The following is a 15,917-nucleotide window of genomic DNA, read 5'->3' as shown; positions in this document are numbered from 1 at the left end:
TTCACTGCTAAAACAGTTTACGACAGGACGCAACCATGCAACTTAACGACCCTACCCTTTTTCGCCAGCAGGCGTTGATTAACGGACGCTGGCGCGACGCCAGCAGCAAAGAGACCCTCGCGGTCACGAACCCCGCCAACGGCCAGCAGCTGGGCAGCGTGCCCAAAATGGGCGCCGCAGAAACCCGCGAGGCTATCGATGCCGCCGCCGGCGCGCTGCCCGCATGGCGCGCCCTTACCGCCAAAGAACGCTCCGCTATCCTGCGCCGCTGGTTTGAGCTGATGATGGAGCATCAGGACGATTTGGCGCGCCTGATGACGCTGGAACAGGGTAAACCGCTGGCGGAAGCAAAAGGTGAAATCAGCTACGCCGCCTCCTTTATCGAGTGGTTTGCCGAAGAGGGAAAGCGCATCTACGGCGATACCATTCCCGGCCATCAGGCCGACAAGCGGCTGCTGGTGATTAAACAACCGATTGGCGTGACCGCCGCTATCACCCCGTGGAATTTTCCCTCGGCGATGATCACCCGTAAAGCGGGTCCGGCGCTGGCCGCAGGCTGCACGATGGTGCTCAAGCCCGCCAGCCAGACCCCGTTCTCCGCGCTGGCGCTGGCGGAGCTCGCCAACCGCGCCGGGATCCCCGAGGGCGTGTTTAACGTGGTCACCGGTTCGGCCAGCGAAGTCGGCAATGAGCTCACCGGTAACCCGCTGGTACGCAAACTCTCGTTTACCGGCTCGACGGAAATTGGCCGCCAGCTGATGGAACAGTGCGCGAAAGATATCAAGAAGGTCTCGCTGGAGCTCGGCGGCAACGCGCCGTTTATCGTTTTTGACGACGCCGATCTGGATAAAGCCGTCGAAGGCGCGCTGGCCTCCAAGTTTCGCAACGCCGGGCAGACCTGCGTCTGCGCCAACCGCCTGTATGTCCAGGATGGCGTCTACGATCGTTTCGCCGAAAAGCTTCAGCAGGCGGTGAGTAAGCTGCAAATCGGCGATGGCCTGCAGCCGAACGTCACCATCGGGCCGCTGATTGACGAGAAAGCGATCGCCAAAGTACAGGAGCATATCGCCGATGCGCTGGGCAAAGGCGCGCGGATAGTAACCGGCGGGAAAGTTCATGAGCTCGGCGGAAACTTCTTTCAGCCAACGATTCTGGTGGACGTCCCCGGTGATGCCAAAGTGGCGAAAGAAGAGACCTTTGGCCCCCTCGCCCCGCTATTCCGCTTTAAAGATGAAGCGGATGTTATTGCTCAGGCCAACGACACCGAATTCGGCCTGGCGGCCTATTTCTACGCTCGCGATCTGAGCCGCGTCTTTCGCGTCGGCGAAGCGCTGGAGTACGGCATTATCGGGATTAACACCGGCCTGATCTCCACCGAGGTCGCCCCGTTCGGCGGCGTGAAATCTTCCGGTCTCGGCCGCGAAGGGTCGAAGTATGGCATCGAGGATTACTTAGAAATCAAATACATGTGCATTGGGATTTAGCCAATAAACGCGCCAGCCCCGCTGGCGCGAATTTTTTAACGCTCAAGTGCGGATCGGCCAGGAAATGTAGTCACGACGGCCGTTCGTTTGCCGCCCGGGTCTCTCCGCCCCTATTTAATCGTAACCGCCATTTTTATGCTTCAGGCAATGATAAAAATATTATTGCCCGTCAGGAAAAGTTATCTCCTCTCAGTCCGGGGCAGGTTCGACATAAGATTAATCGTAGGCTACAATAATCAACGCCGAGCTAAAGCTTAATTTTTGAATAGATTCATAGACATAAATTCAGCTTTAAAGAAGGACAGGACATCATTTTATTGACTATAAAACGAGCAAAAAGATGACGGATAGCACCATTAAAATTTACAACGCCCGCTATAGTAAGCTGATGAAGCTACTGGATTTTATTGCCGTCAACTTGTTCATTTTCGCTTATTTAAAATACTTTTTCGTCGAACCCTCAACGGCCTCTCTGTTCCTGGGCATAATATATTCACTGATTTTTATCAGAGCCAATGAACACTTTCAGCTATATTCTGGTCAGTTTAAAGGCCAGTATTTAAAAAAATTAACTAAATTGTTTTTCAGCGTCAGTATAAGCGGCTTGTTATCATTTTTATTGTTTGTAAGTGCCGAATTATTACTGAACAATCACGCCAGCACAAACGCGGTGCGATTAGCTGAAATTATTGTGCTGTGCTCGATTGCCATATTTATTAGTATGTTTCTGATTCGCGTTATCTCCAGCCGCTATTTTTTCAAATCCAGACTCAAGGTGGCTATTTTAGGCATAACGCCAGCCGGGCTGGCCATCGAGCAGGCGCTGTTTAAGGAGTATACCCACGACGGGATTGACATCACCTTCTTTGAGGACCGCGCCGTGCAGCGCGACAGTCGCCTGCTCAGCATTGATAAAAAAGGCAACTCACGCGACCTGCTGGCGCTGGCGAAAGCCGGAGAAATCGATGAAGTCTATATTGCCCTGCCGATGGTCGCCCAGCAGCGTATTCGCCAGTTCTTGAATGAATTTTCCGACACCACCGTAGATGTGTTTCTGGTACCGGACCTCTTTTCCTACAGCTCACATATTTCTCAGCTGCGGATGTTTGGCAATATTCAGACGATCAGCATTTTTACCTCGCCGTTTGAAGGCGAAGGCGCGGTACTCAAGCGTATCGAAGATATCGTGCTTGGCGCTTTTTTTACCCTGGTCAGCCTGCCGGTCATGCTGGCGGTGGCGATCGGAATTAAGCTGACTTCGCCGGGCCCGGTGCTGTTTAAACAAAACCGTTACGGCCTGAACGGTAAACAGATCCCCGTCTGGAAGTTCAGAACCATGCGCGTGATGGAAAATAGCGCGGTAGTGACCCAGGCAACGCGTAACGATCCGCGCATTACCCGCTTCGGCGCCTTTTTACGTAAAACCTCGCTTGACGAACTGCCGCAGTTTTTTAACGTGCTGCAGGGAACCATGTCGATAGTGGGCCCACGCCCTCACGCGGTCGCGCATAATGAGCAGTATCGCGTGCTGGTGGAAAATTACATGATCCGCCATAAAGTGAAGCCCGGCATTACCGGGCTGGCGCAAATACACGGTTTTCGCGGCGAAACCGACACGATTGATAAAATGGAAAAACGCATTCAGTACGATCTGGAATATATTCAGTCGTGGTCGCTGCTGCTGGACATTAAAATTGTGTTTTTAACGTTTTTCCGCGGATTTGTGGGGAAGAATGCGTTCTGAACTCACTTTCCTCGCAGGTTTGCTGGCGATGCCTTACGCATGGGCTGACCTGCAGGCAAAACCACATACCGGTGTGGCTGGCATCGATTTCGAGAGCCAGGTGGGTTATGACGTCGGTTACAATGACAACGTGACCTGGCAACGCTACGGCGGGAATGAAATCGGCTCCGCTTATCAAGGCGTTAAGCCGATTTTCAAAGCCATCGGCGAGCGCTACGAGGACCGCTATTTATTGATGTACTCCGGCGATTACCGCCGCTACGCCAGCGATAGCGCAGATAACCGCGACAACCATTTTTTTATGTTTAACGGCAAGTGGCGCTTCGGCAGCATGCACGGGCTGTCGTTGGATCTCGATGAAACGTTCGGCCATGAAGAGCGCGGCCGCGATACCACCGAGGGGTTTCTCCCCGAGCAGTTTAAAGAGTTTGGCATTAATAAGCCCATCGCCACGCGCTTCTTTAACAGTGAACTGCGCTATAGCTACGGGGCGCCGGAAGGCCGCGGTAAAGCAGAAGTTGCGCTAATGCATAAGCAGCTGCGCTTTCGCAATCTCGACAGCATTGAGGACGCCAGCGCCGACTTTCATTATTACATGCACGATCAGGAGTGGCATGAAAACAGCGTGGTCGCCGAGCTTTTTGATCAAAAAGCCAAAACGCTGCGCTATCGCTACAGTTTTATTACCAACCAGCGTCGCTATGAGCTCAACCCGTTAAAAGACAGTAATGAATATTACCTGCTGGTCGGCATGAAAAATCGTCTTTCCGGCAAGACCGAGATCAACGGCAACGTCGCCTGGCTGTATAAAGATTTTATCCATAATCCCGACTCGCAGGGATTCAACGGCCTGAACTGGGATATTAACGCCGACTGGAAACCGCTTGAACAGATAAAGCTCAACCTACACAGTTCACAACGAATAAAAGATCCCACCGACTCCGGCGGCTATATTCTGGTATCAAATTTCGGTCTGGGCTATGAGCACCACTGGCTGGTCGACCGGTTCTCCACTCTGGTTGATTACTCTTATATTACAGAGGATTACAAACACCAGACCAACGGACGCAAAGATCGATCAAACCTCGTTTCGCTCACCTTCAACTACGACTACCGTCCATCCGTTAATTTTCAGCTGAAGCTGCAATGGAACACGATGCATTCTAATAAAGAAAAAGATGCCTTTTATATTGGCCCGGACTATGACCATGAGGTCGAGCGCACGCTGGGCTACAACGACTCGGCCATTATTTTTATGACGCAGGTACAAATATGATCCTTAGCTATGGAAAACGGGCGGTGATTTCTCTTCTGGCGCTATGGCTGGCGGGCTGTTCGGCGCCGCCGCAGACAATCCGAACGCCGCCGGATGCCGTTTATCATCTGGACCAGGGAGATGAGATCAATATCGCGGTTTCCGGCGAACAGGATCTCACTATGCGCGTAAAAATCGATAATAGCGGCAGCGTTGATTATCCTTATATAGGCTCCCTGATGCTGAAAGGGAAAACGCCTGAACAGGTCGGCAACGAAATTGCCGATAAGCTGCGCGGTAACTATCTGCAGGCGCCAATGGTGACCGTGAGCATTGCCGAATACCGTAAAATTTATCTGTTAGGCGAAGTCAAAAAACCGGACGGTTACGCCTGGGAACCGGGCTTAACCGCTGAAAAAGCCATTGCGCTGGCCGGCGGGTTTACCGATCGCGCCGATCGCCATGACATCCGCATTCGTCAGTTTCGCAGCGGTAAACTGCTGGAAAACGTCGCCGCCGACTCCGCCGTACAGGCCGGAGATACCATCATCATTGGCATGAGTTTCTTCTGATATGGCTATTTCATTAGTTGAAAATGGAAAGAAGAAAGAAGGCTTTATCGACTTCACGCCTTATTTCAACAAAATTAAGCACAAGCTGATCTGGTGCCTGGTGGTGGTGGTGGTGGCTGCCGCGGCGTCGTGGATCCTGACGCGCTTTATGTCATCCAGCTATACCGCAACCGCGACGGTGCTGTTTAAAGCGCAGTCGCAGGATGTTACCCCCCTGCCGCGGCTGGAAAACTATGATTCCACCCGCAGCGATTACTATGAAACCAAATACGCGCTGATGGGCTCCCGCGTCGTGCTGGAAGCCGCGGTAAAAGCGCTAAAGCTGGATCGGGACCCGGAATTTAACGGCGGGGACAATCTTGATGAGGCCGCGCGGGTCAATAATGCGCTGCGCGCCCTGCAAAAAAACCTGACCATCTCCGGCGTGCGCACCACGCAGCTGGTATCCGTTTCGATGGAGGCGAAATCGCCGCAAAAAGCCGCCGATATCGCCAACGGCGTGGCGCAGGCGTTTATCGATTACAGCCTGGCGCAGAAGCAGAAAATCTTACTTCAGGCCCAGGGCTGGAACGAGAAAATGATGGACGATCTGCGCGATAAGCTCGATCGCCAGAAAGCCGACATCGATGATTTTCTCAAACAAAACGGCCTGCTGACCTTCCGCAGCATGGATGGCTACGAGACCGAGCGCCTGGGGATCGTAATTAACCATCTGGCCGACGCCACCCAGCGCCGTCTGAAAGCGCAAACGGTATGGGATAAAGTGCGCCGTCAGCAGGGAAAAGCGCCGGAAGCCATCATCTCGCTGCCGGAAATTTCCGGTCATCCGCAGATTCAGGATCTGCGGATCGCGCTGATCCAGACGCGGCGTAACCTATCGGAAGCGGCAAAACACTATGGCCCTAAGCATCCGAAATATCTTCAGGCTCAGGCCCAGCTGCAGGTCGTCAACGGGCAGATAGGCCAGGTGTTGGGGGAACTGCTTAACGGCTTACGCCAGCAGTATCAGATTGCGCTGGACGATGAACAGCACTATCAGAAGATGCTCGACGATCAGAAAGCCGACTTCCAGGCGCTGGGCGCCAAGCGCGACAAATACAACACCATGATGACCGCGCTGAACAAAACCGAAGAGCTGTATAAATCGCTGTATCAGCGGGCGAATGAGCAGAAGCTCTCCGAGAGCTTTTCGGTTCCCGATGAAGTGATCTACGATGCCGCCGTGCCGCCAAATCTTCCTTCTAAACCGCAGCGCGGTCTGCTTATCGTGATGGCGACCCTGATGGCGCTGGCGCTGTACATCATGTACCTGATAGTCAGCACCGCGCTCGACAAAACGGTGAACAGCATCAGCGAACTGAAAGCCAAAACGGGCCTTGATGCCAGCGGTGAGTTTCCGCTGTTGCCTCAGGCGAACAGCGCGAAGCTGACGTTCCAGAACCTGCTGTATGCCGATATGCTCCACAGCCTGCGCCTGGCGCTGCTCGGCCAGAATACTCATAGCGGGACGATACTGGTGACCTCGGCGCAGGCCGATGCCGGCAGCAGCCTGATTGCCGAAATGCTGGCGTGGTCCGCCGCTAAGTCAGGCAAAACCTTGCTCATCGATATAGATTATCTGGCAAGCGCGGGGCTCTCCGCGCGCTATCCTCAGCATAAAACAGGGTTCAGCGAGCGTCTTGATGGCCGCAGCGCCGCGTCCCAGGCTGTGGTCCCCCTTTCCGAGACGCTGGATTTTATGCCGCGAGGCGAACTCAGCGACTCAGCCCTGCTGCTGCTCACTTCTGAGCGGCTCCCGGCGCTGCTGACGACGCTGCGGCAGACCTACGATTATCTGATTATTGATGCGCCATCGCTCGGGCTGGCCCAGGACGCCCTGCTGCTCGCGCCGCACGTCGATATCAGCCTGCTGGTGGTCAGCGCAGGCGAGCAGGCGTCGCGCATCCGCGACGCGCAACATCGTCTGCAAGCCGCCGCGCCAACGCCTGTCGCCACCATGCTTAACCGGGTACAAGAAGAGAACCTGGAGACGCAGGAGGGCAAACGCCTGCCCGAGCGCGGCATGGGCGAACTGATTTCACCGAAGTAGCGATTATGAACTTAATTAAGAGTATTTCTTCAATCGCCAGCTCCTCGGTCCTCTCGCAGGCGATCGGCGCTTTTTCCGTGTGGCTGATTTCCCATCGCTACGGCATGGCGGAAGTCGGGCACTATGCGATGATCTACAGCAACGTGCTGATTGGCGCGCAGGTTTGCACCTTTGCGTCGCAGCTGCTGATCCCGCGCCAGGAAGAGCATGAGCTGGGGCAGAACGTGGTGTTTTGCCTGCTGCAAAGCCTGCTTCTGGCGCTGCCATGGGCGGTCATCACGGGACTGATATTCCATCTCAATATCGCGTTTCTCTATCTGCTCACCTTCGGCTATGCGCTGGTTTTGATCGCCGAGAACCTCTCGCTGCGCGGCGGTAACTATCGGTTCCTCACCTTTCAGCGTATCGCCGTGTCGCTGGTGGTGGCGATAGCTCTGCTGGCGATGCCGAATACCACGCTGTTCTATATTGCCTGGATGGCGGGCATTTTGCTGCTGCTCGGCCTCTGCCTGCTGCGTTTGTTTCGCTTCAGCACCCTGACGCCGGCGCACTTTTCACCACGGGCGAACGGCCTTTTTGCGCGCCAGCACTGGCAGCACCTCAGCCGCGTCGGCAGCGCGGAAGTGCTGGCGATGGCCAGCAATAACCTGCCGACGATGTTGATAAATATCTGGTTTTCACCGCTGGTCGCGGGCTATTTCTCGGTGGTGAGCCGCTTCTGTTTATCACCGGTGATGATTGTCGGTAACGCGGTGCGCAACTCCATCTTTTCAAAATGGTCGATGGATTTTCGCAACGGCACCTTTAACTATCCGGAGTACAAAAAGATTCGCCTGCTGCTGATGGCCGCGGCGCTGATCTGTATCCTTGGGATCTGGATTTTCTATCCGCTGGTCATGCGCCTGGGATTCAGTCAGGAGTGGCTCAATTCAATTCCAACCTCACGCTATATGCTGCCCTATCTGTTCGCCGCGCTGGCCGTCAGTCCGCTGACCGTTATTGAGCTTATCTTTGGTTCTAAACGCTATTTTTTACGCATTCAGATCGAGCAGCTGCTGATTATTATCGTCGCTTTTATCGCGCTGCCTGAATTGGGCCAGCGCTATGAGATAGCCCTCCTGACGTTCTCCGTGCTGACCAGCATTCGCTATCTGTTCATCCTGCTGAAAATGAACAAACGGGCGCTACAGCTCTCCCGGCAGGAGCAGAAAATATGCAGCTAAACACCGGTCGCTATCTGGAGGTATTCGCGCTGACGACCATCGTCTTCTGCGGCACGATTCAGTATTTCACCGGCGTGGCAGCCGTGCTGTGGCTCCCCTTTTTCATGGTGCTGGTGATGGTGGTCCTGCTGATGATGCAAAGCCGGCCGCAGCCGCTGGCGCTTAGCGCGCGCGAGAAGGTGGTGCTGGCGCTGTATCTGACGTTTATCATCCTTAGCCTCTGCGCCACGGTTTTACAATCCGGCATCGTTACCGCCATCGTCGGCTTCAAAAACGAACTGGCCCTGTCGCTGGTGATGTTTTGCATGCTGCTCGGCATGTTTCGCGAGTCGCAGCTGCACCGCCTGACCCGGCTATTTTACTGGCTGTTCTACGTCCAGTTCCCGCTGGCTATCTATCAGGTGCTGGTGGTGGTGCCAAAACGCGTGGCTTTGCGCGGCGAGGATGAAAAGTGGGATTCGGTGGTCGGCACGTTTGGCGGCGACCCGATGGGCGGCGGCAATACCGCGGCTATGGGGATGTTCTGCCTGCTGATTATGCTGCTGAAGGTGTCCGAATTTAAGCACGGTATCTGCTCGTTCAAGTCGATGGCGGCGCATATCGTGCTGGCCTTTTTCCTCTGCGTGGTGGGCGAGGTAAAATTCGTGATTCTGCTGTCGCCTTTCTTACTGGCGCTGCTGTGGATCATGCCCGCTTACGTCAGCGGCATCAGCAAAGTCACCCTGCGCTCGTTGATGATTATCGCCGCCGGAATGGTGGTGCTAATTTTTGCCGCTATCACCATTCTGGCGTCCAATTACTCGTCGGCCTTCGGCGGGGACCCGACCAAAAGCGCGCTCTCGGTATTTATCGATTCCCTCGGCTATATCTTTGATACCAATTACATTATGGAAAGCGGCGAGCTCGGCCGTTTTACCACTATTTTCTTCTGGCTCCAGCATAACGAGCTTTTTGGCCCCGGCGGGATGCTGTTTGGCTACGGTCTGAACGCCACCAACAGCGGCAGTACCGTCTCCCCCGGCTATATTGGCGCCTGGTATCATCTGATACTCGACTCCACCGCGCTGAGCATGATGCTGTGGGAAGTCGGTATTATCGGCGTGATCTTATTTATCGCCATGATTGCCGCTATTCTCATCGGCATGCGGCCCAAAGAGACCTTTTCCCGCTACGATCTCAAACGGGAAGATTTACAGCTGCTCAGCTCCGCGCCTGCGTTTTACGTCTTTGCCATTGGCTGTTTGCTCAGCCTTCCCTACAGCCAGATCCTGATGATCATTCCCATGCTACAGTTTTTATTATGGCTGGCCCTCGGGGCGCTTATTGTCATTCATCGTTCCGTCCGTCTGAACTCCGGTACCCAATATGAATAAAACGCCATCAATTACCGTCAGCATTAAGACCCTCAACGAAGCGCAGGGTATTGAAAAAACGATCGACAGCGTCCGCAAGCAATTGCAGCCTTACCCGCATCAGATTATCGTCGCCGATAGCCTGTCCACCGATAATACCCGCGAGCTGGCCGTCGCCAAAGACGCGATGGTGGTCTGCCTCGATAACGCGAAAGATCGCTGCTGCGGCGTGGGCCACCAGCTGGGCTGGTTATTCAGCGAAGGGGACTATCTGCTGCTGCTGGACGGCGATATGGAGCTGGAGCCGGGTTTTCTCGACACCGCGGTGGCGTTTCTTGAAACGCATCCCGAATATGCGGGCGTGGCGGGCAGCGTCGAGATGGATGACGCCGCTAACTATGAGTTTAAATCGCGCAAGCAGCGTCTGCATCTTATCTATCCGCAGGGCGATACCGATCATCTTGGCGGCGGCGGCCTTTACCGCCGTTCGGCAATCGAGAAAATTGGCTATCTGACCAATCTTAACCTTCACGGTTATGAATAAGCCGAATTGGGGATCCGCTTGCAGGCCGCGGGCTATAAACTCCACCGCCTCGCCGCGCCCTATTTTAGCCATGCGTCCTATACCATGCCGACGTTCAAAATGCTGACCTATCGCTGGAAGAACGGTTTTTTATGGGCGCCGGGTGAGCTATTACGCAACTGCTGGGGGAAAAAGCATTTCCCCGCCGCGCTTAAGATTGTTCGCAACGAACTGATATTCACGCTGTATATCCTGGTATTGATTATTTGCCTCCTGTCGTTCAATCCCGGGGTGATTTTTATCGCCCTGCTTCCGCTGCTGGCATTTATCGCGCTGAAGGCGATTAAAAATAAGTCGCTGCGGGACGGCGTCCAGAGCGTGATCAACTTATCGTTATTTTCCGCAGGTATGGTGCGAGGCCTGCTTAACTCCGTTCGCGATCCGCTGAAACAACCCGCCGTGACCGTCTCCAACCCAAAACATATCCAGACAGAACATGAAAATATTATTCGTTAATAAATTCTTTTTTATTAAGGGCGGAGCGGAAACCGTTTTTTTCCAGGAGCGAGACGCCATGCTGCAAGCGGGCTATCAGGTTGTCGACTTCAGCATGCAGCATGCGGAAAATAAGCCTTCGCCCTGGGAAAGCTTCTTCGTACATAACGTGGATTATCATCAAAGCCACGGGCTGACGGGCAAGCTCAAAGCGGGCATCGACTTTATCTACAACGCTGAGGCCTGCAATAAACTCAACACCCTGCTGCTGGAGCAGCGCCCGGATATTGTGCACTTTCATAATATCTACCACCAGCTGACGCCCGCATTGATTGGCGTCGCTAAGCGCTTTGGCTGCAAAACCGTACTGACGGCGCACGATTATAAAATCGTCTGCCCATCGTACACCATGCTACGCGATGGCCACGTCTGCGATGACTGTCTTACCGGTTCGGTGAGCAATGCCTTTCGCCATCGTTGCCAGCAGGGCGATACCTTTAAAAGCCTGCTGCTCTCGCTTGAGGCCTACTGGCAAAAGTTCGCGCAAAATTACGCCATGCTCGATTGCATTATCGCTCCCAGCGAATTTATGCGTCAGACGCTGCTGCGTAAATTACCCAGATCGCGGATCGATGTGATCGTCAACGGTATTGATGCCAGCACCACGATCCCGGGCGATACGGCGGGGGATTATTTACTCTATATCGGCCGCTTGAGCCGTGAGAAAGGCGTGGCCACCCTGGCGCTGGCGCAGCAAAAAATGCAGCAGTCCATGCCGCTGAAAATCGTCGGCGATGGCCCTCTCGGCAGCGACCTGCGCGCCCGCTTTAGCGGTCCGGAATTTCTCGGCTATATGCGCCACGGAGACGCGCTCAACGCGTTGATTCGCGGCGCGCGGGCGGTGATCGTCCCTTCCGAATATTATGAAAACTGCTCGATGTCGGTGCTGGAGGCGATGGCGTTCGGTCGCCCCGTCGTCGGCGGCAATATCGGCGGCATTCCGGAGCAAATTCGCGATGGCATTGATGGCTATCTGGTGGAACCCGGGGATGCCGACGCGCTGGCGCGCATCATGGATAGCCTGGCCGCCAATCCGCAGCAGGCGCGTGAAATGGGCATCAACGCACGCCAGCGTTTAGAGGAGAAATACGATCTCGCCCGGCATATGCAGGTTCTGCAGGAACTCTATCAGCAGCTCGTGGGGGAAGCGAAATGAAGCTCAAAGTGACGGTGCTTGGCACCCGCGGTATTCCGAACGTCCAGGGCGGCGTTGAGACCCATTGCCAGAATCTTTATCCAGAAATCTATCACCAGAATCACGCCGATATCTGCGTCATTGCCCGCTCACCGTACGTGGACTATCGCCGTAGCGAATATAAAGGCGTGCGGTTGAAAAGCCTGTGGGCGCCCAAAAGCCGTAAATTCGAAGCCATTATTCACTCTACGCTGGCCGCCTTCACTACCCTGTTTGACGGCTCGAATGTGGTTCACGTTCACGCGGTCGGCCCTGGCCTGGTGGTCCCGCTGCTGCGCCTGCTCGGCAAGCGCGTCGTTTTTACCCACCACGGCCCGGACTACGACAGGCAGAAGTGGGGCAAAATGGCGAAAGAGATGCTGCGCCTCGGTGAGAAATGGGCGGTGAAATATGCCAACGAGGTTATTGTTATCTCGGAAGTGATTAATACGCTGATTAAGACCAAACACGGCCGTACCAACGCTAACGTGATCTATAACGGCGTGCGCCAACCGCAGCTTCCCGCCGAAGAGACGCGACGGGCCACGCTGAATCAGTACTCGCTGAAAGCCGGGCAATACGTTGTCGCCGTCGCCCGTTTTGTGGAAGAAAAAGGGCTGCACGATCTGCTTGCCGCCTACAAAGCCTCGAACTGTTCGCTGCCGCTGGTACTGATTGGCGATGCCGACCATCCCGATGAGTACAGCGAGCGGCTGAAGAAGCAGGCGGCCGAAACCCCGGGAGCGATCATGACCGGTTTTATTAGCGGCGATCCGCTGCACACTTTGTTCTCACAGGCCGGGCTTTTTGTTCTACCGTCTTATCACGAAGGGCTGCCCATTGCCCTGCTGGAAGCCATGTCCTGGTCACTGCCGGTTATCGTCAGCGATATCCCGGCCAACCTCGAGATTGGCCTGCCTGCCGAGGTCTATTTTCCGACGGGCAATGTCGCCGCGCTGGCGCAAAAGCTCCAGTCCTGGCGCGGCGAGGAGACCGCGGATTACAGCCAACTGATGCCTAAATACCGCTGGCCGGACATTGCGGCAAAAACCGCTCAGGTCTATCAGCGTTTAATGAATAAGAGTCAACCGTGACTAAATCAACATCCGACCTGGTCGTCGAGCGCTTTTATTCCGCGCTTGACCCGGAAACAGAAACCTCACTCACGCCGGAGCAAAAGCGCGGTATTGAACAGGCGCTGGTGAGAGCGAGCCTGGCCTCGCGCCATCGCATTGATTTTCGCCATAGCTTTCCTTTTCTGCATCGCCGCTATTTCGTGGTCTTTTTATGCGGCCGCGATCTGCGCAAAATTCCGCGAGAGAGTACGCTGCTCGGGCGTATATTCTCCACCCTGGCGATTACCATCGCCGTGCTGTTCGCCATTCTTGCGGTGCTGCTGGCGCTCTATATGCTGAAATCCGCGCTGGGTATCGATGTGTTTAAAAACTTCCACGTCGGTATCTGGACGTGGTTTGTGAACCTCCACGATAAAGTGAATTAACGATGAGCTCTTTTTCGCTGCGCCGCGCCGCGCTGCTTGTGGCGCTACTGCTGGCCGGAGTCATACCCTCAGCGGCAGTGCTGGCTGAACGCACGGTTATCACCCCGCCGGCCTTTACCGGTCTGTTGACGAACCCAGGGATCGGCGTGGCCAGTTTCCACGATGGTTATGGTCAGAAACCCTCTCTGAAAGAGTATCCGGACACCGGGTTTGAATACGATCGCTTTTACTGGAGCGATCTGGAGCCTGAAGAAGGCGTCTATGATTTTGCGCCGATCGATCGTGCTTTCAGCGTCGCCGCCCGGCATCAGCCGGCGATGAACGTCGGATTGCGTTTCATGGCGCTCGATGAACCGCAATCGGGCTCGAAAATCCCCGCCTGGCTTATCAAAAAAGGCATTCAGGGACAATGGGTCGAAAATGGCAAAACCTTTGTGCCGGACCTCAGCGATCCGACCTTTATCGCCTATGCGCAAAAGCTGCTTAACGCCCTCGGCGCGCGTTATGACGGCAATCCGAACCTCGGGTTTGTCGATATCGGCATGGTGGGTTCGTGGGGGGAATGGCACAACTCCAATTTCCCTGACGTTGCGCCGTTGCTGGAAAAGTACGCTCCGGAGCAGCTCAATCGCTACGTTGATATGCACTTCAGCAGTTTCCCGAAAACGCCCAAAATCATGTTAATCAGCGGCGGTAATTCGCTGGCCTGGGCCAGCCAAAAAGGCGCGGGGTGGCGCGCGGATTGCTGGGGAGACTGGCATAACTTTTCCGCAGAGTGGAGCCATATGCGCGATGACTATCCTCAACGCCTGGCCGCGGCGCAGACGGCGTGGTCCGGGTTTAATGATAGCTGGCAGCACGCCCCCGTTAGCCTGGAAATTTGCGGTTATATGGCGGAGTGGGAAAGCGTGCAGCACTATACCCGCGAAGAGGTCCAGGCAAGCTTCGACTGGGCATTAGCGCAGCACGCCAGTACCCTGAATCTGAAATCGCGTCCGGTGCCGGCAGCGTATCGCGATATCGTTGATAGCGCGTTATTGCGAATCGGCTACCGCTACCGGGTGGGTCAGATGGAATGGGATACGCCCGTACGCAGCGGCATGCCGCTTACGCTAAACGTCACCTGGCGTAACGACGGCGTCGCGCCAGCCTATCTCCCGTACCTTGTGCAATGGCGGATAGTCAATGACGCCGGAACGACCGTTACGCAAATCAAAACGGCGGATGACGTTCGCCAGTGGCTGCCCGGCGATCATCACAGCAGCGCTACGCTGCCGCTGCCTGCCGGACTCCCGGGCGGCCAATATCGCCTGGAAGCGGCCCTGACCAATTATCAGGGCCAGCCGCGTATTCAACTCGCTAACGAAGGTAAAACCGGTGATGGATGGTATTCACTGGCTTCGTTTAACCTTAAGGAATAACCATGTTTGAGGCTATCAGGCTGGTCGCCCGGGAAATCAAATCCTGCGGCGGCATAAAAGCGAAAATCGCGGTTCTGCTTTATCGTCTGGCGACGCTCTATCGCAGCCGTAACCCTCTGTGGAAGATCTGCGGGATCCCCTTCGTTATTCTCAATATCGTGATTAACGAGTGTTTATTTTGCATTGAGCTGCCGTGGCGAGCGCGCATTGGCTATGGGCTGAAGCTGTATCATCCGCACTGCATCGTGATTAATCGGGGAACGGTCATCGGCCAGAACTGCACCCTGCGCCAGGGCGTCACGATTGGCAGCGTGACCGACAGTCAGGGTCGTGAGGGCGACAGCCCGCGCATCGGCGATAACGTCGAATTTGGCGCCCACGCCGTAGTGATTGGCGCGGTCACGCTGGGCGACAACGTCAAGGTTGGGGCAGGCACGGTGGTGACCAAAGATCTGGCCGCAGGAATGATTGCCGTCGGTCAACCCTGTCGGATATTAAACGGTATTTAGCGCGGGTTTGCCTGGGAAGGAAACCCGCGCTGGTCGAAACGCGGGTTTTATTGCGAGCAGGATGACAGCCGCCGACCGGAACTCAGGCTCTCAGCTTAACCGGTTCGCTAAAATCATCGGCGGGCTCCAGCTTAAGACTGAACGTCGCCAGTAACGCTTCGGCTCGTTCGTGAAAACCACGTAGCGTCTTTTCAAGCTTTTCAGTGACTTCAGGATCGTCAATCGCGACCGGACGCCAGACGCCCTCTTTGTCGAACAATCCAAACTGATAGCTATAGGTGAAGCGCGATTCCTGCGCTTCCATCTCCATCCACCATCCCCAGAACTCGCGTTTTTCAGGCGCTGGTTTTACGTTGACGCAAACAGCCAGGCAATCGAAAAAGAAGCGGTTGTCTTCACATTGCTCCTCACGGATGTAAGGGCCAAGCGCCGTGAATTTCTTAATCAGCTTACTCTTCAGGTGTCCACTCGGTAACGTCATTGCGATCTCCTTTAGTGATGCCATGACGTTACCA

At 55.0% G+C, this 15,917-nt stretch carries 13 protein-coding genes and 1 pseudogene; 13 read left to right on the top strand and 1 reads right to left on the bottom strand.

Annotated elements, in window-relative coordinates; genetic code table 11:
- The first annotated feature begins 35 nt into the window (after positions 1 to 35).
- The 13 genes and pseudogenes from gabD to MKleb_RS05370 all read left to right on the top strand — a co-directional run bounded on the left by gabD (position 36) and on the right by MKleb_RS05370 (position 15,402).
- Positions 36 to 1,484 carry an NADP-dependent succinate-semialdehyde dehydrogenase gene (gene gabD / locus MKleb_RS05430; protein WP_014228049.1) on the top strand — a complete coding sequence of 483 codons (1,449 nt, stop codon included), beginning with the start codon at positions 36 to 38 and terminating at the stop codon, positions 1,482 to 1,484.
- 340 nt (positions 1,485 to 1,824) lie between these two features.
- Positions 1,825 to 3,228, top strand: a complete 1,404-nt coding sequence (locus tag MKleb_RS05425; RefSeq protein ID WP_025107254.1) for an undecaprenyl-phosphate glucose phosphotransferase — start codon at positions 1,825 to 1,827, stop codon at positions 3,226 to 3,228.
- The gene (locus MKleb_RS05420) at positions 3,218 to 4,504 is read left to right on the top strand and encodes an outer membrane beta-barrel protein (RefSeq protein WP_025107255.1); all 1,287 of its coding nucleotides are present in this window, start codon (positions 3,218 to 3,220) and stop codon (positions 4,502 to 4,504) included. Before MKleb_RS05425 ends, MKleb_RS05420 begins: the two co-directional genes overlap by 11 nt.
- Positions 4,501 to 5,055, top strand: coding sequence for a polysaccharide biosynthesis/export family protein (locus MKleb_RS05415; RefSeq protein ID WP_004847971.1), 555 nt, complete (start codon positions 4,501 to 4,503; stop codon positions 5,053 to 5,055). The genes MKleb_RS05420 and MKleb_RS05415 overlap by 4 nt, the downstream gene beginning before the upstream one ends.
- Position 5,056: 1 nt before the next feature.
- Entirely contained in the window at positions 5,057 to 7,144 is a 2,088-nt protein-coding gene (locus tag MKleb_RS05410; RefSeq protein ID WP_025107256.1) for a GumC family protein, read from the top strand.
- 5 nt (positions 7,145 to 7,149) lie between these two features.
- Complete coding sequence (locus MKleb_RS05405) at positions 7,150 to 8,367, top strand: lipopolysaccharide biosynthesis protein (protein ID WP_025107257.1); 1,218 nt, start codon at positions 7,150 to 7,152, stop codon at positions 8,365 to 8,367.
- Positions 8,358 to 9,740 (top strand): hypothetical protein, encoded by a 1,383-nt coding sequence (locus MKleb_RS05400; RefSeq protein ID WP_014837479.1) that lies wholly within the window; start codon positions 8,358 to 8,360, stop codon positions 9,738 to 9,740. The genes MKleb_RS05405 and MKleb_RS05400 overlap by 10 nt, the downstream gene beginning before the upstream one ends.
- Positions 9,733 to 10,758: pseudogene (locus tag MKleb_RS05395) on the top strand (glycosyltransferase). Before MKleb_RS05400 ends, MKleb_RS05395 begins: the two are co-directional and overlap by 8 nt.
- Positions 10,739 to 11,953, top strand: coding sequence for a glycosyltransferase family 4 protein (locus tag MKleb_RS05390; protein ID WP_025107259.1), 1,215 nt, complete (start codon positions 10,739 to 10,741; stop codon positions 11,951 to 11,953). Before MKleb_RS05395 ends, MKleb_RS05390 begins: the two are co-directional and overlap by 20 nt.
- Entirely contained in the window at positions 11,950 to 13,065 is a 1,116-nt protein-coding gene (locus MKleb_RS05385; protein WP_025107260.1) for a glycosyltransferase family 4 protein, read from the top strand. Before MKleb_RS05390 ends, MKleb_RS05385 begins: the two co-directional genes overlap by 4 nt.
- Complete coding sequence (locus MKleb_RS05380; RefSeq protein WP_025107261.1) at positions 13,062 to 13,472, top strand: hypothetical protein; 411 nt, start codon at positions 13,062 to 13,064, stop codon at positions 13,470 to 13,472. Before MKleb_RS05385 ends, MKleb_RS05380 begins: the two co-directional genes overlap by 4 nt.
- 2 nt (positions 13,473 to 13,474) lie before the next feature.
- Positions 13,475 to 14,893, top strand: coding sequence for a DUF4832 domain-containing protein (locus tag MKleb_RS05375; RefSeq protein WP_025107262.1), 1,419 nt, complete (start codon positions 13,475 to 13,477; stop codon positions 14,891 to 14,893).
- Between the two features lie 2 nt (positions 14,894 to 14,895).
- On the top strand, positions 14,896 to 15,402 hold the full coding sequence (locus tag MKleb_RS05370; RefSeq protein ID WP_025107263.1) for a serine acetyltransferase: 507 nt from the start codon (positions 14,896 to 14,898) through the stop codon (positions 15,400 to 15,402).
- Positions 15,403 to 15,484: 82 nt separating this feature from the next.
- On the opposite strand, the gene crl is transcribed toward MKleb_RS05370, so the two are convergent.
- Positions 15,485 to 15,883, bottom strand: coding sequence for a sigma factor-binding protein Crl (gene crl / locus MKleb_RS05365; RefSeq protein ID WP_004847949.1), 399 nt, complete (start codon positions 15,881 to 15,883; stop codon positions 15,485 to 15,487).
- Positions 15,884 to 15,917: the final 34 nt, after the last annotated feature.

It is taken from the genome of Klebsiella sp. PL-2018 (assembly GCF_019048985.1).
Taxonomy (GTDB): Bacteria; Pseudomonadota; Gammaproteobacteria; order Enterobacterales; family Enterobacteriaceae; genus Klebsiella; species Klebsiella michiganensis.
The sequence above is the reverse complement of the archived record's forward strand: the minus strand, read 5'-3'. Positions and strand labels throughout refer to the sequence as shown.

What these genes read in the sequence shown, in the direction of transcription:
- crl (WP_004847949.1), bottom strand. Translation starts at nt 15,883, where the DNA reads ATGACGTTACCGAGTGGACACCTGAAGAGTAAGCTGATTAAGAAATTC.
- MKleb_RS05385 (WP_025107260.1), top strand. Translation starts at nt 11,950, where the DNA reads ATGAAGCTCAAAGTGACGGTGCTTGGCACCCGCGGTATTCCGAACGTC.
- MKleb_RS05370 (WP_025107263.1), top strand. Translation starts at nt 14,896, where the DNA reads ATGTTTGAGGCTATCAGGCTGGTCGCCCGGGAAATCAAATCCTGCGGC.
- MKleb_RS05390 (WP_025107259.1), top strand. Translation starts at nt 10,739, where the DNA reads ATGAAAATATTATTCGTTAATAAATTCTTTTTTATTAAGGGCGGAGCG.
- MKleb_RS05420 (WP_025107255.1), top strand. Translation starts at nt 3,218, where the DNA reads ATGCGTTCTGAACTCACTTTCCTCGCAGGTTTGCTGGCGATGCCTTAC.
- MKleb_RS05400 (WP_014837479.1), top strand. Translation starts at nt 8,358, where the DNA reads ATGCAGCTAAACACCGGTCGCTATCTGGAGGTATTCGCGCTGACGACC.
- MKleb_RS05375 (WP_025107262.1), top strand. Translation starts at nt 13,475, where the DNA reads ATGAGCTCTTTTTCGCTGCGCCGCGCCGCGCTGCTTGTGGCGCTACTG.
- MKleb_RS05425 (WP_025107254.1), top strand. Translation starts at nt 1,825, where the DNA reads ATGACGGATAGCACCATTAAAATTTACAACGCCCGCTATAGTAAGCTG.
- gabD (WP_014228049.1), top strand. Translation starts at nt 36, where the DNA reads ATGCAACTTAACGACCCTACCCTTTTTCGCCAGCAGGCGTTGATTAAC.
- MKleb_RS05410 (WP_025107256.1), top strand. Translation starts at nt 5,057, where the DNA reads ATGGCTATTTCATTAGTTGAAAATGGAAAGAAGAAAGAAGGCTTTATC.
- MKleb_RS05415 (WP_004847971.1), top strand. Translation starts at nt 4,501, where the DNA reads ATGATCCTTAGCTATGGAAAACGGGCGGTGATTTCTCTTCTGGCGCTA.
- MKleb_RS05405 (WP_025107257.1), top strand. Translation starts at nt 7,150, where the DNA reads ATGAACTTAATTAAGAGTATTTCTTCAATCGCCAGCTCCTCGGTCCTC.